The sequence below is a fragment of the Dysgonomonas sp. Marseille-P4677 genome (genome assembly GCF_016652235.1).
GTDB lineage: Bacteria > Bacteroidota > Bacteroidia > Bacteroidales > Dysgonomonadaceae > Dysgonomonas.
Genome location: NZ_JAEPKU010000024.1, coordinates 1 through 23,848, shown reverse-complemented (window position 1 = coordinate 23,848; position 23,848 = coordinate 1). Strand labels below are relative to the sequence as shown.

General features: G+C 35.6%; 24 protein-coding genes and 1 pseudogene. 11 read left to right on the top strand and 14 right to left on the bottom strand.

What is annotated here, in order from left to right:
- Positions 1-130 precede the first annotated feature (130 nt).
- The 3 genes from JGH11_RS06780 to JGH11_RS06770 form a co-directional block, all read right to left on the bottom strand.
- Entirely contained in the window at positions 131-757 is a 627-nt protein-coding gene (locus JGH11_RS06780) for a hypothetical protein (RefSeq protein ID WP_201110817.1), read from the bottom strand.
- A gap of 97 nt (positions 758-854) precedes the next feature.
- A complete protein-coding gene (locus JGH11_RS06775; protein WP_201110816.1) occupies positions 855-3,311 on the bottom strand; it encodes a TonB-dependent receptor in 2,457 nt (818 codons plus the stop codon).
- Positions 3,312-3,541: 230 nt separating this feature from the next.
- A complete protein-coding gene (locus JGH11_RS06770; RefSeq protein WP_201110815.1) occupies positions 3,542-3,946 on the bottom strand; it encodes a Fur family transcriptional regulator in 405 nt (134 codons plus the stop codon).
- Between the two features lie 256 nt (positions 3,947-4,202).
- On the opposite strand from JGH11_RS06770, the gene mgtE reads away from it, so the two are divergent.
- A complete protein-coding gene (gene mgtE, locus JGH11_RS06765; protein WP_201110814.1) occupies positions 4,203-5,594 on the top strand; it encodes a magnesium transporter in 1,392 nt (463 codons plus the stop codon).
- Positions 5,595-5,690: 96 nt separating this feature from the next.
- Here mgtE and JGH11_RS06760 read toward each other — a convergent pair whose 3' ends face one another.
- The 3 genes from JGH11_RS06760 to JGH11_RS06750 all read right to left on the bottom strand — a co-directional run bounded on the left by JGH11_RS06760 (position 5,691) and on the right by JGH11_RS06750 (position 8,761).
- Positions 5,691-7,259: an NAD(P)/FAD-dependent oxidoreductase gene (locus tag JGH11_RS06760; RefSeq protein WP_201110813.1), complete on the bottom strand. Its 1,569-nt coding sequence runs from the start codon at positions 7,257-7,259 to the stop codon at positions 5,691-5,693.
- A 151-nt stretch (positions 7,260-7,410) separates the two neighbouring features.
- Complete coding sequence (locus tag JGH11_RS06755) at positions 7,411-7,821, bottom strand: DoxX family protein (RefSeq protein WP_201110812.1); 411 nt, start codon at positions 7,819-7,821, stop codon at positions 7,411-7,413.
- A gap of 76 nt (positions 7,822-7,897) precedes the next feature.
- A complete protein-coding gene (locus tag JGH11_RS06750; protein WP_201110811.1) occupies positions 7,898-8,761 on the bottom strand; it encodes an energy transducer TonB in 864 nt (287 codons plus the stop codon).
- A 127-nt stretch (positions 8,762-8,888) separates the two neighbouring features.
- Between JGH11_RS06750 and JGH11_RS06745 the strand changes: the two genes are divergently transcribed.
- From JGH11_RS06745 to JGH11_RS20455, 3 genes are all read left to right on the top strand, one after another.
- The gene (locus JGH11_RS06745) at positions 8,889-9,440 is read left to right on the top strand and encodes a hypothetical protein (protein WP_201110810.1); all 552 of its coding nucleotides are present in this window, start codon (positions 8,889-8,891) and stop codon (positions 9,438-9,440) included.
- Between the two features lie 263 nt (positions 9,441-9,703).
- Positions 9,704-10,258: an RNA polymerase sigma factor gene (locus JGH11_RS06740; protein ID WP_201110809.1), complete on the top strand. Its 555-nt coding sequence runs from the start codon at positions 9,704-9,706 to the stop codon at positions 10,256-10,258.
- Positions 10,242-11,489, top strand: coding sequence for an outer membrane beta-barrel protein (locus tag JGH11_RS20455; protein ID WP_201110808.1), 1,248 nt, complete (start codon positions 10,242-10,244; stop codon positions 11,487-11,489). The genes JGH11_RS06740 and JGH11_RS20455 overlap by 17 nt, the downstream gene beginning before the upstream one ends.
- A gap of 77 nt (positions 11,490-11,566) precedes the next feature.
- Here JGH11_RS20455 and JGH11_RS06730 read toward each other — a convergent pair whose 3' ends face one another.
- Positions 11,567-11,926: a DUF805 domain-containing protein gene (locus JGH11_RS06730; protein WP_201110807.1), complete on the bottom strand. Its 360-nt coding sequence runs from the start codon at positions 11,924-11,926 to the stop codon at positions 11,567-11,569.
- A 273-nt stretch (positions 11,927-12,199) separates the two neighbouring features.
- Between JGH11_RS06730 and JGH11_RS06725 the strand changes: the two genes are divergently transcribed.
- From JGH11_RS06725 to JGH11_RS06715, 3 genes are read left to right on the top strand one after another with little or no spacing between them, the layout of a single operon-like run.
- Positions 12,200-13,036, top strand: a complete 837-nt coding sequence (locus JGH11_RS06725; protein WP_201110806.1) for an ATP-binding cassette domain-containing protein — start codon at positions 12,200-12,202, stop codon at positions 13,034-13,036.
- A 5-nt stretch (positions 13,037-13,041) separates the two neighbouring features.
- Positions 13,042-13,821: a hypothetical protein gene (locus JGH11_RS06720; protein WP_201110805.1), complete on the top strand. Its 780-nt coding sequence runs from the start codon at positions 13,042-13,044 to the stop codon at positions 13,819-13,821.
- A 4-nt stretch (positions 13,822-13,825) separates the two neighbouring features.
- The gene (locus tag JGH11_RS06715) at positions 13,826-14,185 is read left to right on the top strand and encodes a GntR family transcriptional regulator (protein WP_201110804.1); all 360 of its coding nucleotides are present in this window, start codon (positions 13,826-13,828) and stop codon (positions 14,183-14,185) included.
- A 184-nt stretch (positions 14,186-14,369) separates the two neighbouring features.
- On the opposite strand, the gene JGH11_RS06710 is transcribed toward JGH11_RS06715, so the two are convergent.
- The 5 genes from JGH11_RS06710 to JGH11_RS06690 form a co-directional block, all read right to left on the bottom strand.
- Positions 14,370-14,912: a hypothetical protein gene (locus JGH11_RS06710; RefSeq protein WP_201110803.1), complete on the bottom strand. Its 543-nt coding sequence runs from the start codon at positions 14,910-14,912 to the stop codon at positions 14,370-14,372.
- Between the two features lie 104 nt (positions 14,913-15,016).
- Complete coding sequence (locus JGH11_RS06705) at positions 15,017-15,406, bottom strand: PaaI family thioesterase (protein ID WP_236263893.1); 390 nt, start codon at positions 15,404-15,406, stop codon at positions 15,017-15,019.
- A 56-nt stretch (positions 15,407-15,462) separates the two neighbouring features.
- Positions 15,463-15,990: a Hint domain-containing protein gene (locus JGH11_RS06700; protein ID WP_201110801.1), complete on the bottom strand. Its 528-nt coding sequence runs from the start codon at positions 15,988-15,990 to the stop codon at positions 15,463-15,465.
- Between the two features lie 113 nt (positions 15,991-16,103).
- Positions 16,104-17,948, bottom strand: a complete 1,845-nt coding sequence (gene glmS / locus JGH11_RS06695; protein WP_201110800.1) for a glutamine--fructose-6-phosphate transaminase (isomerizing) — start codon at positions 17,946-17,948, stop codon at positions 16,104-16,106.
- Positions 17,949-18,208: 260 nt separating this feature from the next.
- Complete coding sequence (locus JGH11_RS06690) at positions 18,209-18,586, bottom strand: hypothetical protein (protein WP_201110799.1); 378 nt, start codon at positions 18,584-18,586, stop codon at positions 18,209-18,211.
- Positions 18,587-18,800: 214 nt separating this feature from the next.
- On the opposite strand from JGH11_RS06690, the gene JGH11_RS06685 reads away from it, so the two are divergent.
- The 3 genes from JGH11_RS06685 to JGH11_RS06675 are packed head-to-tail and all read left to right on the top strand — an operon-like array spanning position 18,801 to position 21,058.
- Positions 18,801-19,460, top strand: coding sequence for an outer membrane beta-barrel protein (locus JGH11_RS06685; RefSeq protein WP_201110798.1), 660 nt, complete (start codon positions 18,801-18,803; stop codon positions 19,458-19,460).
- A 10-nt stretch (positions 19,461-19,470) separates the two neighbouring features.
- The gene (locus JGH11_RS06680) at positions 19,471-20,346 is read left to right on the top strand and encodes a PD40 domain-containing protein (protein WP_201110797.1); all 876 of its coding nucleotides are present in this window, start codon (positions 19,471-19,473) and stop codon (positions 20,344-20,346) included.
- 22 nt (positions 20,347-20,368) lie between these two features.
- Positions 20,369-21,058, top strand: a complete 690-nt coding sequence (locus JGH11_RS06675) for a porin family protein (protein ID WP_201110796.1) — start codon at positions 20,369-20,371, stop codon at positions 21,056-21,058.
- Between the two features lie 55 nt (positions 21,059-21,113).
- Here JGH11_RS06675 and JGH11_RS06670 read toward each other — a convergent pair whose 3' ends face one another.
- Both JGH11_RS06670 and kbl read right to left on the bottom strand, forming a co-directional pair.
- Positions 21,114-22,073, bottom strand: a complete 960-nt coding sequence (locus JGH11_RS06670) for an NAD-dependent epimerase/dehydratase family protein (protein WP_201110795.1) — start codon at positions 22,071-22,073, stop codon at positions 21,114-21,116.
- A gap of 3 nt (positions 22,074-22,076) precedes the next feature.
- Entirely contained in the window at positions 22,077-23,273 is a 1,197-nt protein-coding gene (gene kbl, locus JGH11_RS06665; RefSeq protein WP_201110794.1) for a glycine C-acetyltransferase, read from the bottom strand.
- A gap of 237 nt (positions 23,274-23,510) precedes the next feature.
- Between kbl and JGH11_RS06660 the strand changes: the two are divergent.
- Positions 23,511-23,848: pseudogene (locus JGH11_RS06660) on the top strand (DUF479 domain-containing protein); the annotation flags it as partial.

Here is a 23,848-nt window from a genome sequence, read left to right as displayed (position 1 = left end):
TAGAATTTGTTAATAAAAATAAAAATTATCGCCGTAAAAGTACATATTATAGGTAGAGTATGCCAATAAAATAAATAAAAAAAGCATGAATCTCTAATAGATTCATGCTCTAATACATCTATATAACCTTTTATCTTGTTCTGCTTTCTATAAATTCCTTACGAGTAATAATCCTTATCGGAACATATGTTGAATCTTTATTTCCCGATTTATCCATACAGGCTACAAGTAATTTATGATTTTCGGTTCTTCTTATCAATGTATCATTTCTCTGATTTCCGTATGCTATCCCTGTCCTTCTGATAGTATCGGGTAATTGGATTAATCTGCTGCGCGAAACATAAATATCTGTTTGCCCGAAAATGGACTGTCCCAACTTTACTATTTTCAAAGCAGAATCCAATTTATTGTTTTTATTATCATTTATATCTTTATAAACGAGTGTATCTCCGGCTTTGAAAGTAGATAATCCACCTTCATCCTTAAAACGTGCAGATATATACATCCACTTCCCTATAATGACCGTATCTACCCGATCTTTAGGATCTATTTTACTTCTAGATATGCTATCGTTAAACTTCAGAGCGCGTCGCTTATTAGTGAGCGGATCCAAATACATGATAGTATCATTCAGATTGATACTTATTTCGGACATAACAGGCAGGTCTTTCTCATCATTTTCAACCTTTGCACATGAAGAAAAGTAGATTGCCGGTATACAAATCAACAATAATATCAGTAAACAGAAATTTCTCATTTTATTTTTTATCCGGTTATGGCTACGAAAATAATACAAAAAGTTGATATAAATGAGAAAGAAAGAATTAAGAAAAAAATATGTATAATTCCAATGATTATGAATTAAATGGTATACGGATAAAAAACTTCACATTTCTACCCTGCTCCGGAATATTCAACCGACGATAAAGACTCATATGATTCAGATAGCGGGTATCAAAGATATTATTCACCTGCATGTTCATATCTATAGCCCATTTACGATTCAGTTTCAGTACCATTCCTGCACTAAAATTAAACAAACTAGTTCCCCGTGTCTTTTCTTCTCCTACAGCAACCCTGTTCTGGTTAGCATACCATTGATGTGAAAAAGATAGCTGATAATAGCTGATTTTTTTATAATATCTTGAATCATCTAAAAATTTTATTTCATTTACCATTGTAAATGGCGGAGTGAATGGTAACGGTTCGTGATTGTCAAGATTCTTGTTCAGTACGAGACTCCCACTTGTAGACAATTCCAGTTTTTCTATCGTACGCCATGAAACTTTATACTCTCCTCCTCCGGACAGAGCCTTTGCCTGTAAATATTTATAAGGTTGACTTTCATACAAATCAATTGGTGAATTTATTACAGGACTCAAGTAGATAAAATTGGTATAATAACTTACAAATGGATTTACATTGAGTGTAAGTTTCTTCGATTTATTGTAATTGACATCAAAATCGAAGGTATATCCATGTTCTGCCTTCAGATCGGGATTCCCTATTTCGTAACGGAAAGCCGCATGATGCAATCCGTTTGCGCCTAATTCGTTAGCAGAGGGAAAACGAAAGCTTTTGCCTATATTCAACTTTAAAGATAATCTGCCTGTTTCCATATCGGGAAGATACTCACCACTAATACTACCTGATATGCTTCCAAAATTACGATTTACATCATAAGCCCGTTGAGCATACCCTTGCACTATCGGGGATGAATACCCCTCTTCCAGCAAATGCTGGGCTAGAGCATCATCATAGTATCCTGTTATATCTATATGTCCGATATCGTATCTTATGCCGCCTTCAAATTTTAATTTTCGGGAAGCTTCATAGATGTTAACAAACGACACCCCTCCTGTAACCTGATTATAGCGAGGTAAAAAATACTCGAATCCACCAACCCTATTCTGTTGATATTCCGCGCTCATTCCTATTATTTTTTTCCAAGATTTTCTTTCATCTAGATATAAGCGTGCATTGGTAGAATAAGTTTGTAGTTTAAAATCGACAGCTAAATCATCGTCAATCAAAGGCTCAGGTTGTCCTTCGTAATGCTCATGGAAATGCTCGAATTCACGACGGTGGTTGTTTTGATAACCTGTATTAACTAATAATCTTACCCTTGAGTTTTTCCACTCTGTATTATTTGTTATACTAAAATGATTAGATATTGAATAAGGCAGCCCTATATTACGGTGCGAAGTGTCTGCTATATCGTGGTCGTGGTGATGATCATGATCATGATCTATATCTTCATGATCGTGATCGTGGTCATGGTCATGGTCTGCCTCCTCGTGATCATGATCATGTCCCAATTCAAACAAACCATTCTTCTGATGATTATTACTTACAGTAAGATACGTAGTTATATGCTTATTACGATATCCAACCACACCCGATAAGCTCTGTTCCCGACCCGCCGTATTTTGTAGACGTTTATCAGACAAAAGAATGTCTTCTCCATCGTAAGTAAACTTATCAGCGGGAACTCTATAATCTCCATATTCCTGATATTTATATGAACCTCGTACATACCAATTACCCTTATGCCAAGCGGCAGCAAGTGCACCTCCTAATTGTCCGTTGTTAGATGCACCCCATGTAGCAGCCTCACCAGAAAACGCTGAGCTGGGATTATACCCTTTATCAAAACCAAAAGGTTCTATTTCTATAGCACTCATAGTACCCGAACCCAGCAATAGAGAAGTAGGCCCTTTATAAACTTTTGCTTTATATACATCAAATTGGTTTATGCTAATACCATGATCAGCACCCCATTGCTGGTTTTGCTGTATAATACCATTATCTACAACAGCTACACGGTTATAACCGAGTCCTCGAACAACAGGTTTTGATATACCCACTCCTATGTTCATAGTTGTTACTCCCGGCAAAACATTTAATAACTTGTTAAAGTCTGCATCAGGTCTGTCAATCGTATTCTTTATAATGGTTACTTCTGCTCTACTTTTTGCATTTACCACTACCTCATCCAACAATATATCGGAGGGCTCCATTCGTATATCTAAAACTAAATCCCTATCCAAAAATACAGATATTGTATCATTCTTATATCCGATATTATTTACTTGCAACACATATTTTTTTCTTGGCAAATGGCATAATTCATAATAACCTATACTATCCGACAATACTCCTATATCAGTACCCAGAATACTAATTGCGGCGTTTTCGACGGTATTCCCATTATATTTATCTGTAACCCTTCCCGATATTTTATTTGTTTGTTGGGCTACTACCTGCATAGTAAAGCATGTAGATAGTAGCAGAAAAGCTAGTTTCCTCATCTTTATATTGAATAATAATTTGTAAGTATATATTAGAATTGTATATCTATTATTGTATAAGTATAGTAATGACGAAAATGCATAAAAACATTTTACTTTATTATCGTATTATCCCAAATAAGATAATCTAAATAAGAGATCTCTCCCTTAAAAGAAAAAAATTGATTAGATAATTTGCCTATAATATAGGGGCTATGTATCTCTCCAATATCTCTATTGTTCAACTGATTTTATTTTCCTTTACATTCGGGACATGTACCCTCCAGCAACACATCTATTGAATTAACAGAAAACCCATCAGGCAGGCTTGTCGGACTTTTCAACTTTGTTTCAAGACATGTTACGCTATCACATTTTACACAATGAAAATGGGCATGATCTCCTTCGGGTAATATTTCACGATTTAGTGCATATTTTACAACTGCATCATGCAAAACGATACGATGTATAATTTTGTACTCCTCTAAAGTCTTTAGGGAACGATAGAACGTAACTCTATCAAATAAGTCGGGTAATGACTGCTTAATCTCATTTTCGGATAACGCTAAATCCTTCTGAAGTAATGCAGTTATTATAAACTTACGACAACCCGTATTCTTCAATTTATGATATTTGAGTATTTCTTCAGCATTCATATGCAACAAAGTTATAAATGAAACATTGATGCAAATGTAATAATATATCAACAAATACAATTATAAAAAGGGACTTTTTTCAAAAAAAATTAATCTTCCAAATAAAAAAGCTACCTTTGCACCGCATTTACAAGGGATAATGGAATGTTGCGAATAATATTCTTGATCCGTATCTTAAAAATGCCAGTTCATCCCAAAAACACTTTTAGTTATAAATTTGTTTTTGTATTGTTACACCTCATAAATTATCTTATGGATGAAGGAGAATATCATACAACTAACAGACCAAACAAAGCTTCTGATCGAAGCTGGTGAAATCTCAGCATTGCGTCTTTACATTGACGAATTAAACATTTCTGATGTAGAAAATCTCATTGACGAACTTCCCGAATATGCCCCGCTATTAATTGATACATTGAGTATAAAAAGAGCCATTAACGTATTTCGAATACTAGATGTACCTACACAAGAACGTATAATAGAAAAATTATCAGTAAAAAAGATATCGGAAATAGTCAACGGATTACCACCCGATGACCGAACAGCATTTTTTGGAGAGCTAAAAGATCAGGAATTACAACTCCGCCTTATTTCAATGCTTTCACCTGCCGACAGAAAGGAAGTATACACACTATTATCATATCCCGAAGATAGTATAGGCAGGTTGATGACTCCCGATTTTCTTGCTATCTCGAAAGATTATACTGTGGAAGAGACTTTGCAATATATACGCAAGAATGGAAAGAATTCAGAAACGATCGATGTTATTTACATCCTCGACGAGAAAGGAATCCTTATAGACGACCTTCGTATAAAAGAATTATTGATTAGCGATCCGCAAACATCTATATCCGATTTGATGGACGGACGGCTCATTTCACTATATGCAACTGATCCAATAGAGGAAGGAATCAAAGTATTTAAAATGAACAATAGAGTTGCCTTACCTGTAATAGACCCTAAAGGCATCTTACTCGGCATTGTAACGATAGATGATATATTATGGGTTGCCGACGAAGAATATTCTGAAGATATGCAACGAATGGGGGGTACATCAGCTTTAGATGAACCCTATTTAGACCTCCCGGTATATAAGCTCATATGGAAACGTGCCGGATGGTTGATTATATTATTCATAGGAGAACTATTGACTGCTTCGGTTATGCAATACTATGAAGAACAATTGGCTCAGGTTATTGTATTAGCACTCTTTCTTCCTCTGATGATTTCCAGTGGAGGTAATAGTGGGTCACAAGCTTCAACTCTCGTCATACAAGCAATGGCGACCGGAGAAGTAAAAATAAAACATTGGTGGCGTGTTTTCCGTCGGGAAGTAATATCTGGCTTTAGCTTAGGTATAATATTGGGAACTATCGGCTTTTTCCGCATTTATATATGGCATCTAATATTCCCAAATCTATATGGGGAACATTGGATCATGGTCGGAACTACCGTATCGTTAGCACTTGTAGGTATAGTATTATGGGGATCATTAATTGGCTCTATGCTCCCATTCATTCTTCGCAGATGTGGTGCTGATCCGGCAACTTCATCAGCTCCGTTTGTAGCAACAATAGTAGACGTTACCGGATTGATGATTTATCTTACTATTGCCAGCTGGATATTCGGCCCGTTACTAAACGGATAATACGAGGTTCAGATAGTTTGAGATTTCAATACGATTAAAAATATTATTTTAAGGTCCAACTTTTATCTACATATAATGATTGATGAAGGTTGGATTTTAATTACCCAGCTTCATTATTTCTTCAGCTAAGGCTTCGGCACAGCGTTCACCATCCATTGCTGCAGATACAATTCCTCCGGCATACCCGGCACCTTCCCCACAAGGATACAGACCTTTTATCTCTATATGTTGCATAGTTTCTCTATCGCGCAAAATACGTACAGGTGATGATGTGCGGCTTTCCACTCCCAATAATATAGCATCGTTGGTAAGATAGCCTTTATAACTATTCCCTACCTTCTTAAAGGCTTCTTGCAAGCGACTAGATACAAACTTTGGCATCCATTGGTGCATTGGAGAAGATACAACACCTGGCGAATAAGAAGTATCGGGTAGAGTATCGCTTTGCTTACCATTCACAAAATCATATAATCGTTGAGCCGGAGCTACCTGAGTTTTACCACCATGTATCCAGGCTAATTCTTCTAGGTCTTCTACAAATTTGAGTAAAGACAATTCGTTATACTTTGCATATTCAGCAAAATCTTCAGGATGAATTTCAACGACAACCCCCGAATTAGACCAGCGTGAACCACGATTAGACGGAGACATACCATTGACTACAACTTGCTTTGGCCCACTTGCTGATGGAACAATCGTTCCTCCCGGACACATACAAAAAGAGTATACACCACGCCCTCCGGCTTGTACTACAAAACTATATTCGGCAGCAGGAAGAAATTCTCCCCTCCCCTCTTTGCAATGATATTGTATCTGATCAATAAGATGGGAAGAATGCTCGACACGAAATCCCACAGCAAGACCTTTAGCCTCTATCTTTATTTTCTGATCGTACAACATATAATATACATCACGGGCCGAATGTCCTGTAGCTAAAATAACTTGCCCTAAAAATATTTCCCCTGTATTCGTTTCTATCCCTTTTACTTGATTGTCTTTAATAATCAACTTATCCATCCGCGTTTGGAAATGAACTTCGCCTCCTGACATAATAATCTGAACCCGCATCTTCTCTATGATCCCTGGTAATCTGTCGGTTCCTATATGCGGATGAGCATCTATAAGGATAGAAGGTTCGGCTCCATGCTGACAAAATACATTCAGTATCTTTTCTACACTTCCTCGCTTCTTGCTCCGAGTATACAGTTTACCATCGGAATAAGCTCCTGCACCACCTTCTCCAAAACAATAATTAGACTCTGGATTTACAAGATGTTCCCTATTCATCAGTGCTGTATCTCGTTTACGGTCACGAACATTCTTGCCGCGTTCAATCACAATTGGTCTGATGCCTAATTCGATAAGCCTTAAAGCTGCAAACAATCCAGCTGGTCCTGCTCCAACAATAATAGCTTGCGGACTGTCTTTCACATTTGGATAATACGTACTTGTAAAATCGGGTTCTGTCTGCACTTCGTCTATATACCCCCGTACTTTTAAATTTACATATATATTGCGTTGACGGGCATCAATAGAACGACGAAGAATACGCACCGAATTTATATCTTTTATGGGTATGCCTGACTGAGAGGAAAATATTTTTTTGACTATTTCCATGTCGGACGCCTGCTCTGGCGTAATTCGTAAGTCTAAATCTTTTTGCATGAACTATTATATTTCGGGTGCAAAGTTACATCTTTTAAATTATACCTTATACAATCAATACTATATAAACATAACATCTTATATACAAAAAATAAAGTCGGTCAATAACTTTAATTATTAACCGACATATATATTATTATAAATTCAACGATTAATCCCAAAGATGTTTGCTACTTAAAGCGTATTTTCCTCCACCTGTGAATACTAAAGCCACCGCTGCAAAGAAATATAATCCTTGCAATTCGATAGCCCAACCTCCAACTGCATTCAATGTAAAGATATCTGCAACATGAGCTAACCCAACTGCAACAATCATATTAAATGCAAATATAGCAGAAGCAATGCGAGTTGCATAACCCAGAATTATAAACAAAGGCATTATTAACTCACCCACATATACACCATATGCGACAAAAGATGGTAATCCTGCATCAATAACTGTTTGTTCTATAAATCCCACTCCATATATAAGTTTAGAGATGCCATGCAACAACATCAATACTCCAACACTTAATCGAAGAATAAGCAAGCCTAAATCTATGTTTCTATCTAATACCTTCATACATTTAAAATTATTAAAGTTAAAAGAATAAAACACCCGACTATATAAAATTGTTCCCTTAGCGGTAACTCTATATTTATCCCGGCAATACAAATGGTATGGGAACCATTACTTCCATTGCTGCTGGATTCCCATCTTTCAGACCAGGAATCCATTTAGGCATTTTTTTGACCAGATAAAATGCTTCTTCATCACAATCCCGAAATATACTTTTGTAAAGCATAATCTTCGTTATTTCGCCTTCTTCCGAAACCAGTAATTTAAAGATAACACGCCCCTCTATTTTCATCTGTATGGCTCGTTTAGGATATTTCAGATTATTTTTGAAATAAGCAGCCAAAGCTTCCTGACCTCCCGGAAATTGAGGAGCTTTATTTAGAGAGTCATCTTTTATATCGTTAGAGACATTCTCTATCGATTCTGCGTTTTCTTTTTCAGGCACCTTATCTTGTATATTGGAAGAGCCTATATAGGTATCGTCTGCAGCACCATCTTTTTTCATTTGCTGAGCCTGAGCAATTAATTCATCATTTAAGGTAAAAGAGATTACCAATTTCAGGTTGGCATCAATCGCTTCTTCATCCATCTTGGCCGGACTCCATTTTGGTAAAGCCTTAACCACCCTCATTACCTCATCATCGGCAAGCGGGTCAAAACCTCGAACAATCTCTACATTCTTAACTTCACCATCTTTTTCTATTGTAAATTTCACCTCTACCTCTCCTTCCATTTCTATCTGAGCCAAAATGTAAGGATATCTGATATTACTTTCCAGAAATTTATATAATTCCGAATCTCCTCCAATATATTGAGGAGCGGACATATTCTCTGAGGTTTTTTGCTTTTCAATGAGCTTAGCTGATATACCGCCTTTCGCTGTTATGCCTGATATGCTAGAAATAAAAAGTATAATAGTTAGAATTAAACATTTGTATATCATATTCTTTTAAAATTATAATTCGTTTAATGCACAAAGATTTACAAAATTATATATAACTCCAAATTAAGGAATTTAAGATTTCATAATAATGTTATCTTTGTACAATCTAATATAATAACTAAAAAAAATGTTAATCTTTAAAGCTAGATACATTATAGTATTCATGACAATCCTTTTATCGGGATGTGTTGTTTCTCAGATAAATAACACAGAAACCAAAAGCAATGAAGCTGTAATATTCGGACGTTTGGTCATAACAGGAGAAGAAGAAATAAACTACAGACATATGATAGCCTATTTATATTCCGAAGATGGGAGCCCAATAATGGCTAAACTGGATAAAGATGGTTATTTTTATACTAAAGCGCCTTTAGGCAGGCTTTATTTAGAACGTTTCGATTACATAGTAGGACTTAAATTTTACAGTATATTGGCTGAATATAAATTTGCCAATATTACACAAACAGATGAAGTCTACTATATAGGAGATATTAATGTCAATTGGTCTCCTACAAAAGAATCACAGATTAATAAGATTACTCTAAAAGTAGAAAAACCAATGCGAGAGGTACTTCCGATAACACCTTTAAATATTGAGATAGATAATCACACGATAGGAATGTTAAACAAACAATTTCCTGAAAACAAAAAATCAATTCGCATCAGCGTATTAGAATAATAATTTTATACTATTGATTCTAGAAAGCATTTACTCCTCTTTATAGTTCAAATTATAAACCTTACTATAATTATATATAACGAAAGATTAGCCCATAAAATAACCAAATATAATATCTATATATTCTAAGTAAGACTGTTACTTTTACTACACAAGATAAAATTAACTTTCATCTTGCTACTATTATTTATCACATTATTTTTATAGCTATGCAACTTTTGGGAAGAGTTTCGCATCAATGTAAATAGAGTGTAAAACAAAAAATGGACGAACAGTTATTAATCGCAGGATGCAAACGTGGCGAATCGTGGGCTCGTAAACAATTATACGAGATCCATGCACCTGTCATGATGAGTGTCTGTATGCGATATATTAATAACAAAGAGACCGCTAAGGATATACTTCAAGATGGTTTTATCAAAGTTTTCACAAAAATAAATACATATTCCGAAATAGGATCACTAGGCGGGTGGATGCGTAAGATTTTTGTTACCACAGCTCTTGAATATCTCCGTCAGAGCAATGCACTCAAACTAAGTATAAACATAGAAGATTGTGATGATAAGATTGAGTATATCGACACCTCTGTTGTTGACCGCCTTTCAGCCGAAGAGCTATTATCTTGTATAGGCGAGTTACCTGATGGTTTTCGTACCGTTTTCAATCTTTTTGCCATCGAAGGCTATAGCCACAAAGAAATAGCAGAAATGCTAAACATAAAAGAAAGTACTTCTCGCTCACAATTTGTTAGAGCAAGAAAAACGTTACAAAAAAATGTTGAATCGCTAATAAAGCATAGAAGTGCCGGATATAAATAAAATAAATAATCAACCTGATGATTTCAGCAATCTGATTAGGCAAAAACTGGAAGACCACCGAATGCCTGTCGACACAAATTGCTGGGATAAAATCGAGCTTCATATGAAGCCCGAGAAGAAACGTTCTGTTTGGTGGATAGGGGGCTCTGTGGCTGCGATAGCTGTTATTATAGTTTTACTACTCTCTATACGACATGATAATGAGCCCCCCGTTCATCTTGCTGAACCAGTCTCTATAGGAAATAGAATTATAAAACAGCCTGTCTCAGACGAAAACACGAAAGAAATAACTATAGAACCGGAAAAATTATTAAACAAGAAGACATCTCATAAAAAATTAGTAACTGTAAAACAGAATGCTGGCATAGTAATTGAAAATGAGCAAGATCGTGTTGATGCAATAGTAGACACAACTTATCTGGCAAATAATAATACACCAGAATCTAACAATAATAGTACTGACTCAAGAATTATAAAATCCGATTCTATTTCAATTAGAAAAAATAATAAACGAAAAGAATCGGACAAACGTAATAAGTTGCTGATTGCTGACACAAAAAAGGATGATAACAAATGGCTACTAGCGGCTTCTTTTTCTTCTGGCGGTGGTATAAATCTCAGTACGTCTTCAGATATGATGTATGGTTACTCACCTTCAGATATGGATGAAAATCCACCTCTATTTTTGGGGAATAGTAATGAATTGAATTTAACTGATTTTTCTAACGTAAATCATTCACTTCCTATTTCATTAGGCATTAGTGTTCGCAAAGATTTCAACAAATATATTGGTATAGAAACAGGCCTTATATATACTTATCTTTCTTCTGAATATAAAAATTCGAGTAGTTATTATACACATATAGCACATCAGGAATTGCATTACCTGGGTATTCCTGTCAACTTAGTTGTTTACTTATGGAATGACCCTAAATGGAATTTATATTTCACTACTGGAGTAATGGGTGAGAAAGGCATCAGGTTTAATTACAGACAAGATATATATAAAAATAACGAAAGAATATTTAATGCTAAAGATAGAGGACGGATAAACGGTATGCAATGGTCATTCAATGCTTCAATTGGAGTTTCTTATACCTTTTATAAGGATTGGAGTATATATTTCGAACCTCGTTATTCTTACTATTTCGATAATAATCAACCTATAAATATAAGGACCGAAAAACCCAATGTATTAGGGATGGGAGCTGGATTAAGATATAAATTTTAATGAACAATATATACTTATAAAAAAATGAGCAAAAGTCATTTTAACCTTCGCTCATCTTTATAAATTCTCGCATTTGATTAGTTTTCATTAGCTTTAGGATCCGGCCCATATTGGTTGTCTCCTCTGTCACCTTCTGTGATAGCTAAGATAAGGTTGTAGATCGGTACAAGCAAAAACCAACCACTCTTGCCGACATCGTGCATTCGGCGCACACCGACAGCTATTGTTGGCACCAATACAGCCAACAGAAATATTACTAAAAGACCAAATACAATGCTCGCAAGAGTTCCGGAAATAAATGCAAGGATAATAGCCAAGATATAGAGAGCTATATAGATGATACCGTATACTAGTGCATACATCCAATACTCTTTGCGTCTGGCCCTTCCGTTAAAATCTGCGTAGTGTCCTTTCAGGACTTTTAAAAACCACTCCATGTTGTTTATAAGTTTATGTTTAGTGTCCTACTCATATGGCTTTTCGGTTCCGCCTCGTTTGTCTTTGGTTTCTGAACTCCATAGTTTATATTAGTTTGCGAATATATACATAAAATAAAACACATTCATTTAAATTAACATATTTTTATACATATTTTAATTGTTCTTGGAAAGCAAAATTAGCCTTATCAAAAAATAATTACAATTTTTTATTGCTAATATAAAAATTAAGCATATATTTGCAGTGCACTAATAAACTAATACACCAAATATATGATAACTATAAACAATCTCAGTTTTTATTACAATAAGAAAAGGCCGGTCTTTGAGAATGTTTCATTCAATCTGAGAGGTGGCATATACGGCTTATTAGGTGAGAATGGAGTTGGGAAAACAACTTTTTTACATTTAATTAGTGGCCTGAGCTTTCCTAAAAAAGGAAGTTGCAAAGTATTTGAAAATGAATCCGCATATCGCAATCCAAATATGCTGAAACAATTATTCTTTCTACCAGAAGAGTTCAACGCACCTTCTATACCAATAAAAGAATTTATAAAATATAATTCGGTATTCTATCCTCATTTTAGCGAAGTTCAATTCGATACTTATCTAAATGATTTTCAAGTAGAAAAAGACAGAAAGATGTCTGAACTATCATTCGGGCAAAAAAAGAAAACACTTATTGCATACGCCTTAGCTCTCAATACTCCGATAACTTTACTCGATGAACCTACTAATGGATTGGATATCCCATCGAAATCTCAATTCAGAAAAATCGTATCATCGGCATTTGATGACGAGAAATGTATATTAATTTCAACCCATCAGGTTAGAGACCTTGAGAGTCTTATAGATCCTATAATCATACTCGACCGTAATCAGGTTCTTTTAAATAATTCGATAGAAGAAATTACTCAAAAGCTATTATTTTCACTTACACCAAACAAGCCGGAAGACGCTCTATATTGGGAACAAACAATGCAGGGTTATCTAATAGTAGAAGAGAATAAATATAAGGAAGAAAGCACCCTTAATATCGAAGCTCTATTTAATACAGTGGTAAATAATAAGAAACGAATAAAAGAATTGTTTAATAATTCTAACCTATAAATAAGATGAATACATTTTTTAGTATAGACCGTTTTTGGAAGGTAGGAAAACGAAACATTTACCTATCTAAAACACAGTTCATATATATTGCCGGAGGATTAATCGGACTATATTTATTATCAATGCTACTATATATATTGACTGAGAATCAGTTGAATGGATTAATCTTTTTTGCAGCAGCAACCTTGATTATTACATCCCCTTGTTTCTTGGAAAGAAATATCAGTAAACATGCGAGTATTCTCGATTTCACTCTCCCGGCTTCCACTTTTGAGAAGTATCTCTGCATATGGATAAAGTATGTACTATTTCTTCCACTATTGATATTCCTCATATTATTTATACTGAACTTAATATCGAGTATCATACCTAATGAAAGTATAAATGAGCATGCTGTAAAAATGTCTGTAGACCAACTTTTTAGATCTAAGATATTGAATCTGATAGTACTGAATCAAGCATTCTTCATGGCTGGATATTTCTATTTCAGAAAATATGCTTTTGCTAAAACCTGCCTTATCATGCTATTATTATCCACAATTCTAATATTTATAGCAATACTTATAGGGCATTTTGCACTTAAAGGAGGAAATCTATCAATGGACTTATCTTCGAATACCCCACATGAAACAGCTTTTAACATTGGATATTCTACAGGAAAAACAATAGGTCTTGATATATTTAGGAATAGCATAATAAGCACGCTGGAAAAAGCGATAGATGTTGTACTTATAGTAGGACTCTGGGTTATAAGTTTCTTTAAATTAAGAGAAACAGAAATTTAAAGCTATGGATTTTAAAACAAATAAACCGATATACCTGCAAATAGTAGACTTTTGTTTTCAAAAAGTACTTACTAATGAATGGTTGGAAGATGGACGTATACCTTCTGTCAGAGAATTAGGCTCCCTCTTGCAAGTCAATCCAAATACAGCTATGCGCGCATTTGAATATATGCAAGCAGAAAACATTATCTATTCAAAACGTGGAATGGGATACTATGTAGCAGAAAATGCCCGTAAACAAATATTAATTCTTCAAAAGAAAGAATTCTTTGATGAGATATTGCCTGAGACCTTTAGCGCAATGGATATTTTGGATATTAGCATCGATGAAATAGTAGATAGATATAATAAGTCAAAAGGTTAGAATATTATGAAAAAGTACGCAAATAAAATTTTATTGATTATGATAGCAATAGTTGTAGCATGTTTAGTTGTTATAATATATAAGATAATAGATATATTAACAATGTCCCTATAATGAATCTCGTATATACATCATTAAAAGATATATTATAAAAAATGCTCTCCTTGGGAGAGCATTTTATCTTTTATTTCTTATCCTTATCTACTTTATTGTCGGTCTTCTTGTCTTCTTCTTTTTGTATATTACTGCTTGGGTTTCGCCCCGAACTAGTAGATGGCCTTACATTACTTGGCCTACCCGATTCTGATGGCTTGGTTTCAGGTCGGGATGTAGATGTACCAGGCCTGCCTCCCCCACTCGGACGACTAGGCTCTGATGGTCTGGACGGACGAGATGGTGCTACATAATCAGGTCGTGGACGGGATGGAGAAGGAACTACTATGGTGGATGGACCATTATTTTCATACATGAAATCATACCGAGACAATCTTCCATCCCAGAATTCTATAGCATATGCATCATTTTGATATGTATGATATTCAAATACTTCGATCAAGCCATCTTGAGTATAATCTGAAGATAGGATTCGTTTCGGATTTCCCATTATTCTATTCACCTCACTATACGACATGCCTTGCGAAAGATACCCTATATCAGCGACCTTCATCGCACCACAAGCCGAAAGCAAAAGGGTGGCAAATATTGCTATAAATACATACTTTTTCATCACTATCTTTTTTGTAGTTATTTTCTTATTAGAACAGCAAAACTACCGAAAGGTTTAATCTGAAGAATAAAAATATGGGTTGGAAAAAGGAATAAAACTTATCCTCACTCAGTCTTCTTAAAATAAACGACTTGTTTGACTACGGCGTTAGTCACTCGGATTGTAGAAATCAATTTGCCTGTAGTATCTGAAATTACGTCAACATTCCACACATGAGTAGAACGTCCCTTATGTTGGATTACACCTATTGCACGCACTACCTCTCCTACTTGAGCACTTGATATGTGGCTGGCGCTTATTTGCATACCAAAACACCGTTCATCACCGGCACATAGAGCATTCGAACCTGCTCCGGCTACTGATTCTGCTAGCGTAATAGTTGCTCCTCCATGCAGTATACCCATAGTTTGAGTCATCTGCTGAGTAACTGGCATTATAGCTTCGAGAGACATTTCATCATCAGATTCGATGAATGTGATATCTAATGTCTCCATAAATGTATTTTTTATCCGCTCTCTTATATTATTAGCATCGAGCTTCATCTATCAATTTATTGTTTCTGACCGACAAGGAATCCATTAGCTATAATTGTACCTCTACCCTCAAGCTCTATCATATATGCTTGGGTTGGTTCCATTACACCTTGTATGGTACTCAATTCAATATAGTCGGTACTTGTTATATTATAAAATAGGACAAAATCTCCTATCTGACATCTTTTTACATCTATATTTCGACCGTTTGCACTAGTTTGATCCGGATCGACCGAAATCCAACCTTTCTCTGCCCATATAGGATAATCAGCGGTCATTGTTAATTGCACTCCCGATTCTAATGTAACACGTACCAGACGATAATACATGATCTTTTCAATACTTTTAACTTTATCTTCCTCGTATACCTTATCTTTAATATTAAATGACAAAACAATATCTCCTACAACAATCTCATCAATAGCCTTTTTCGTATCATTGGCCATTGTTATTTGGGTACCTGTAGCAAGAGAGCTTTGAGCCCTTACGCTATTATTGAATACCAGCAGGCAAAGCAGTGTAAAAAATAAAGTCTTGATTTTCATAATAATTTTGTTTTATTTGTATGTAAAGTTTTGTGCAAAGATAGAAATATTTTGTAAAAGATATAAGCAGACTTTGATATATGAGCAAATAATCTTTGGCATAAGCCTAAATATCATTCTACAGTAACTGATTTTGCCAGATTACGAGGCATATCGACATCTCTATTCTTATTTACTGCAATATGATATGCTAATAATTGTAGGGGTATGGACGTCAATAAAGGATCTAAACACTCCTTTGTTTCAGGAATCTCAATATAATGGTCGGCCAATGCTTTCATTGTTTCATCACCTTCATTTATAATTGCTATTACCCGACCTTTACGGGCTTTTATTTCCTGTATATTGCTTACAACTTTTTCATAAATTGCACTATGTGTAGCAATCGTTATTACCGGCATTTCATTATCAATAAGAGCAATCGGGCCATGCTTCATTTCTGCGGCAGGGTATCCTTCGGCATGTATATATGATATCTCTTTCAACTTCAAAGCCCCTTCTAATGCTATGGGATAGTTATAGCCTCGTCCCAAATAAATAAAATTCTGAGCATATGTAAATATTAGAGATAACTCTTTTATTTTATCGCTCAAAGTAAGTACACGCTCTATTTTCGAAGGAATAAGTTGTAATTCTTTTATAACTTCAAGATATTTTTGTTCTTCGATTGTTCCTTTCTCTTTTGCTATAGCCAGGGCCATTAAGGTTAAAACTGTGACTTGAGCAGTAAAAGCCTTGGTAGAAGCTACACCTATTTCATGCCCGCAATGTGTATATGAACCGGAATCGGTATTACGAGGTATGGAAGAGCCAACCACGTTACATACTCCATAGACAAACGCACCTGCCTTACGTGCCAATTCGATAGCGGCCAATGAGTCGGCAGTCTCACCCGATTGTGAAATTGCAATCACTATATCATCAGGACAAATAACCGGATTACGATATCTAAACTCTGAGGCATACTCCACTTCCACAGGTATGCGACAATATTCTTCAAATAAATATTCACCAATAAGGCCGGCATGCCACGATGTACCACAGGCTATAATTATTATGCGTTTTGCATTTATAAATTTATCCTTATGGTCGATAATCCCTGATAATGTAACATTTGTACCTTCGATATTAACACGCCCACTCATACAACTCTTAAGTGTATCGGGTTGTTCGAATATTTCTTTAAGCATAAAGTGCGGATAACCGCCTCGTTCCAATTCGCTGAGATTCATTTCCAACTCCTTTACTTTGGGAGTCTTTTCTATGTTAGATATCGTTACAATTTTGGCTTCCTCATTACGCTTAATTATCACGATTTCCTCATCATCAAGATAAACGACTTTCTTTGTGAACTCTATAATCGGTGAAGCATCCGATCCAATAAAGAATTCGCCTTCACCAATACCTACAACCAACGGACTACTTTTACGGGCTGCTATGATCTGATCGGGGTTTCCTTTTTCTAATACGGCAATTGCATACGCTCCTACAACCTGATTTAAAGCTATTTGTATAGCTGAAAAGAGATCACAGTTATTTATTCCTTTAATATATTCGATAAACTGTACAAGAACTTCTGTATCGGTACTACTTTGAAATGTATATCCGTTGTTTATTAATTCAGCTTTTAAGACCGCATAATTTTCTATAATCCCATTATGGATAAGGGCTAACGATTCTGATTGGGAGTAATGAGGATGAGCATTTGCATTGCTTGGTTCGCCATGCGTAGCCCAACGAGTATGCGCAATACCAATAGTACCTGTGATATCTTTATCGCGGGCAAATTCTTCTAAATCCTTAACTCGCCCTTTGGCTTTGTACACTGATAATTTATTCTCCTCGTTTATGATTGCAACACCAGCACTATCATATCCTCTATATTCAAGCCTGTGTAATCCTTTAATCAAAATGGGGTAAGCTTCACGAAATCCAATATATCCAACTATTCCACACATATATTTCTTTTTGAACACAAAAATACATAAAAGACAACATACTTATACATTTTGAACGATAAAAAAACTTTTATCCACTAATATTACATTTTGCAAACATTATGAAACTCCCAAATAAAACAAAAGGTGACAAAAGTAACAGTTTTTCGATACTTTTGAAGTGTAACTTTTATCCTATTGTATCATTTCAATAGCTATAGTATTATATAGATAAACAATTGAAAAATATTCTCAAATAAAAAAGGTGACATTTGTCACCTCTACTTTTCTATTCGCCTTAGTCGCATTATTATTTTATCAGGATCATCTTTATCTACAACTGTCAGAATATCGTCTTTTATTTCGTATTTACATATTTGCTGTTTACCATAACTATCCGTTATTTTCATTTCGTTTCCGGTCACAGTATATATACCCATACACTCGCTTCTTACCAAACCGTTATCTGATTTCACATCCATATAAACCGTATCGTATTCAAACCGTAATTCAGGTGACACTATCGTGTCATCCGGCATTCTTATGGAGGTTTCTCCTGTACCTTCTATTTCCATTGCCCAACGGCCAATAATTGCATTTCGTTCACCACAAGCCATCAAAGCAAATATACATAAGCAGCAAAATACAAGTTTCTTCATTCTATACGTTTTATAAATACAGTGCAATATATAAAATTATCAAACATCTTATTACATTTTTTTATTAGATTTGTAGAACGACAATATAAAATAAAACAACAATATACATTTCTGTTTACCTTAGTATTAAACCTTCTTGTTCGAATCCATAGTTACAGACAAATTAATATGGATAAGTAAGTTGTAGATATAGAATAACTAAAAAATTATAATCATGAGAAAGAGCTTAACCATTTTATGTTTTATATTTTCTTGTCTATCCATCACAGCTCAAGAAGGTCATAAGTTAGATATAAACATAGACGCTTCATTCAATATGAACTATATGTTTAAAAATGAAGATGGAATAAAAGACCCGGCCGCACTTGGTATGAGCCTCGGGTATGAATATGATGTCAACATGTTTTTCGGTATCGAAGGAGGCTTTCGCTTTGGAGGTTTTAATCAGAGTGTACGCTATTACGATCCAAACCTCGGTACAGATGTAATGAACAATCCGAACAGTTATAGCAAAAACGTATACAAAGGAATGTATTGGGCTCCATACATAGCACCCAAAATTTACCTGCCGATCAGCTATGATGATAAAAAAGACAGAGCTCGGTATATTTTTGTTGAAAATAGGTTTTCATACACACAAGTTAATCTAGATCTGGATGAAGTAAGTAATATGAAGGGTTCGACCCACAAATTCCAATTTCAGTATGAAATAAGAGCTGGGTACCAGTTCCCTATTGATACCCGATGGGCTATGTCATGCTGGCTTGGATACAACACATTCGACTTTTCGAAAGTAAAGCCTGAGGCTATAGAATACAGAAATTCGACACCAATTCAAATCGGTATTGGATTCAATTATATTATAAAGCAATAAGAAAAAACACATGAGTCAATTTCGACGAGATACAGAAAAAGTAACAAGTATTCTTGAAATATTTAATATAACAAGTGGCGAACGAAGAGTAATAAAAGAATTTCCATATTTAATAGAAGCCCCGGATTGGACATCTGATGGAAAATGGCTGGTATATAATAGCGAAGGACTCATATATAAACTGTCTGTTAACCCTATCGGAGAACCATTGCTAATTGACACTGATTTTGCCACAAAATGTAACAATGATCATATTGTTTCTCCTGATGGAAAATACTTGGCAATAAGCCACCGATCGTTACCCGAAGGTAAGCCTACCATATTCATTTTACCTTTCGAAGGTGGTAGGCCCAAACAAGTCACACCGCCACAACCCAGCTATCTACATGGATGGAGTCCGGATGGAAACAGCCTCACATATTGCGCCAACCGTAATGGAGAAATGGATGTATACACAATCAAGACTAACGGAACAAACGAACAGCGGCTTACTATAGTAGAAGGATTGAACGATGGCCCGGAATATTCACCTGACGGAAAATACATCTGGTTCAATTCTGTAAGAAGCGGCTTAATGCAAATATGGAGAATGAGGACAGATGGCTCAGAACAGACACAGATGACATTCGACGATGACCGTAACTCATGGTTTCCACATATATCTCCTGATGGAAAACATGTAGTATATATTGCCTATCGCAAGGGAGACCTTGAACCTCATGAACACTTACGCTACAAAAATGTGGAACTTCGAATAATGCCAACAGAAGGAGGAGAACCCCGAACACTAGCAAAATTATTCGGGGGACAAGGCAGCTTCAATGTAAATTCATGGGCTCCTGACAGTAAACAATTTGCTTTTGTGAGCTACAGAATAGAAAACTAAATACGAATTAAAAACTACGAATATGATCAAAAAAACACTCACACTACTTATTTTTATATTTACAGTAAATAATGTATTTAGTCAGGGCTTACCCTTCTCTATGACTGTAAATACAGGAATAAATGTTTCGGATATGGATATCCAGCATTTAAACACAAACCCTAAAATTGGTTTTGCTGAAAATATCGGATTGGAATACAATCTTTCCAAGAAGCTATTTCTTCAAACCAGTTTCGGATATACCTCTAAAGGAGCAAAAGTCGATCATACAGAAAAAGGTAGTTTTAATAACGACTACATTTATTTTAAACTCGTAAAAGGAAAATATAATACACATTATCTTACAATACCTCTTATGGCTGGTTATCGCTTAAGCGTTTCAGACAAGATAAGAATGAATCTGTCGTTAGGCCCATACTTTTCCTATGGTATTGCAGGAAAGTTTAGAATAGAACAAGCCTTGATGGAAATGATTTCTTCGACAGAAGATGGGGCCCAGCATCAATTCGATTATTCAGGTAGCAGTGGAAAGTCTTTTGATGCACTCAATCGCTTCGATATGGGATTAAAAGGGAATGTAGGTATCGAATACTATCGTTGCCTGATAAATATTGGATACGAATATGGTTTCATTAATCAATATAAAGAAGGCTCCGATTTGTCTTCTTATAACATGAATCTATTCGTCGGACTAGGTTTTCGAATATTTTGAGCATTGTAGAAAAAAAAATTAAGCACGGAACTTATTCCGTGCTTATATATTCGTTCTATACTAAGTGTACTTCCCGTTCCTTCAACACTGTTATCATATCTAGAGTCATCCTTTCCAGATCATATTCCGGACACCACCCCCACTCCTCGCGGGCACAAGTATCGTCTAACGAATTTGGCCACGAATCGGCTATGGCTTGTTTCAAAGGATCAACATCATATTCCATTACAAAATCAGGATAATGCTTTTTGATAGCATTATATATCATATCCGGATCGAAACTCATAGAAGCAATATTAAACGAATTGCGATGTATTAGCTTATCAGGATTGGCTTCCATAATATTTATTGCGGCATTTAGAGCATCGGGCATATACATCATATCCATGAAAGTACCCGATTGCAACGGACAAATAAACTTCTCACCTTTTACTGCGTTATAAAATATCTCAACAGCATAATCTGTCGTTCCTCCTCCGGGATGAGTCAGGTTTGATATAATACCCGGAAAGCGCACCGAACGAGTATCTACCCCCCATTTATCATAATAATAGTCACTTAGCAGCTCTCCCATCACTTTAGTAATACCATAAACAGTCTTTGGCCGCTGCACAGTATCCTGAGGAGTTTTATCCTTTGGAGTAGAAGGCCCGAAGGCCCCAATAGAACTCGGGGTAAAAACGGCACATTTAAATTCTCTTGCCACATCCAGGCAGTTCATCAAACTACCGACGCCGACATCCCAACCTAACTTTGGGTTCTTCTCTGCCGTAGCAGACAATATCGCCGCCAAATTGTAGATAGTATCAATTTTATATTTTTTCACAACATCAGCAATCTGCTGTATGTTTGTTGCATCTATTTCGACTGTTGGGCCCCAATCGAAAAAACCTTTTGGGTAAGGAGGCTTGTAATACCCACAGATTACATTATTATCACCATAAATTGAGCGCAACTTTATGCTTAGCTCAGAGCCTATCTGCCCGGTACTACCTACTATAAGAATGTTCTTCATCGTTTATTTTATTACACCTAGTTCTTTTCCTATTTTCGTGAATGCTGAAATACATTTATCGAGATGTTCTTTATTATGCCCGGCCGATATCTGCACACGAATACGAGCCAGATCTTTAGGTACAACAGGATAGTAGAAACCTGTAACGTATATACCTTCATCTAATAATTTAGATGCCATATCCTGAGACAATTTCGCATCATACAACATCACTGCACAAATAGATGATTGTGTCGGCTTAATATCAAAACCTGCGGCTTTCATTTTCTCTACAAAGTAAGCCGTATTATCATGCAGTTTATCTTGTAGTTCGTTTGTCCTATCCATCATTTCAAACATTTTTATGCCTGCCGCTGTTATTGCGGGAGGTATAGAGTTAGAAAATAAATAAGGACGTGAACGCTGACGGAGCATATCTATTATTTCTTTTTTACCTGTAGTAAAGCCACCGATAGCACCACCAAAAGCTTTACCTAAAGTTCCTGTTATGATCTCAATCTTACCCTTAAGGTTAAACAATTCGGTTGTTCCACGACCTGTCTTACCTACCACCCCAGCCGAATGTGATTCATCAATCATTATCATTGCATCATATTTCTGGGCCAACTCATATATTTTATCCATAGGAGCTACATTGCCATCCATAGAAAAAACGCCATCAGTTACAATCAAGCGAAAACGCTGCGACTGAGCTAATTTTAATTGTTTCTCCAAATCTTCCATATCTGCATTTGCATAGCGGTAACGGACAGCCTTACACAAACGCACCCCGTCAATAATAGACGCATGGTTAAGTGAGTCTGAGATAATAGCATCCTGCTCACTCAATAAGGGCTCAAATACACCTCCATTAGCATCGAAGCAGGCTGCGTATAATATAGAATCCTCTGTTCCGAAAAATTTGGCTATAGCAGCTTCAAGCTCTTTATGCAGATCCTGAGTTCCACAAATAAAACGAACTGAAGACATACCAAAGCCGCGTGAATCCATAGCCTCTTTTGCAGCTTCGATTAGTTCTTTGTTATCTGATAGACCCAGATAATTATTGGCACAAAAGTTTAATACTTCCTGACCTGTACTAACTCGTATCGATGCCCCTTGTGGAGAGACTATAATACGTTCGTTCTTATACAACCCCGCTGACTGAATATCAGCAAGTTCGGTCTGCAAATACTTTTGAAAGTTAAAATAGGCATTCATAGTCTTTAAATTTTTAAGTAAAGGTAATAAAATGTCAAAACATTATAGAATGGTTTTATGCGAATTTAATTCAGAATATTGAAAAAGATAATTTAATAAAAAAGTACAATAACCCCCGTAAATATAAATATCTAAAAACAAACGCTCTATACACATCTCTTTATAAAATCTGACAATACAATTTCCGACAATTAAAAACACTACCTTTGTCTCAATACTTTATTAACTTTTGAGAACATGAATTTTCTTGCACATGCGTATTTATCCTTTGGCGACTCTGATATTTTAATTGGAAATATGATAGCCGATTTGATAAAAGGAAAAAAAATAGAACAATATCCAGAGACTATTCAACGAGGTATACATATCCACAGGCAAATAGACTCATTCACCGATAATCATCCCATAACTCAGCAAGCGATGAATCTTCTCAGACCTTCTGCTAAGAAATATGCAGGTGCATTTCTGGATGTATCTTACGATCATTTTTTAGCGTTAGATAAACAAAATGAACCGGAAGGAGGCTGGCTGGCTTTTGCAGACAAATGCTATAAGCAAATTGAACAATATGGAGA